This is a genomic window from Pseudomonas agronomica, from assembly GCF_025917275.1.
In the GTDB taxonomy this organism is placed as follows: Bacteria; Pseudomonadota; Gammaproteobacteria; order Pseudomonadales; family Pseudomonadaceae; genus Aquipseudomonas; species Aquipseudomonas agronomica.
In genome coordinates, this window is sequence record NZ_JAOSHO010000990.1 from 1 (window position 1) to 611 (window position 611).

Sequence of the window (611 nt, forward strand, 5' to 3'; positions counted from 1 at the left end):
ACGCAGCTCCTACGCAGCACATATGCAGCAGATACGCAGCAGATACGCAGCAGATACGCAGCGCATACGCTGCTCCTACGGGACGCTTTCCAGCCCACATTCGACTAATGTCTTAGACCAGTCATCGCACAACTCAGTCTCTGGGCTTGCCGCTTCCAACACGCAAATTGCCCGGCTCAACGGCCTTCGATCTGGACTTCTCAGACCGACAGTCGTTGGTACGCCTCATTTTGAAGCACCCGCCGGTTGGATAATTCCGATAATGGCCAGTTGACAACGAGCAGCGACCATCAAATAATCGCCGCCATGTTGTACGACGACGTATGACAAATAAAAACAACAAAAACCGTAGGAGCGCCAGAGTGAGCACACGTGCCCGTTTTCCGTCCAATACCCGATCCAACCGCCGTACCCTTCTCGGTTCCGCACCTGCATTGACCTTGCTCGGTTGCACCAGCCTGGCGGCATTCATGCCGTTGATGGCCAGTGCCGAAGGCTTCGTCGATGATGCCAAGGCCACGCTGAACCTGCGCAACGCCTACTTCAACCGCAACTTCGTCAACGACAGGGCCACCCAGGGCAAAGCCGAAGAATGGACCCAGAGTTTCATT

The 611-nt window shown here is 55.3% G+C and carries 1 protein-coding gene; it reads left to right on the forward strand.

What is annotated here, in order from left to right; translation table 11 throughout:
• Positions 1 to 362 precede the first annotated feature (362 nt).
• The coding region (locus OC610_RS28540; protein ID WP_264433093.1) for an OprD family porin at positions 363 to 611 on the forward strand (249 nt) is incomplete at its 3' end.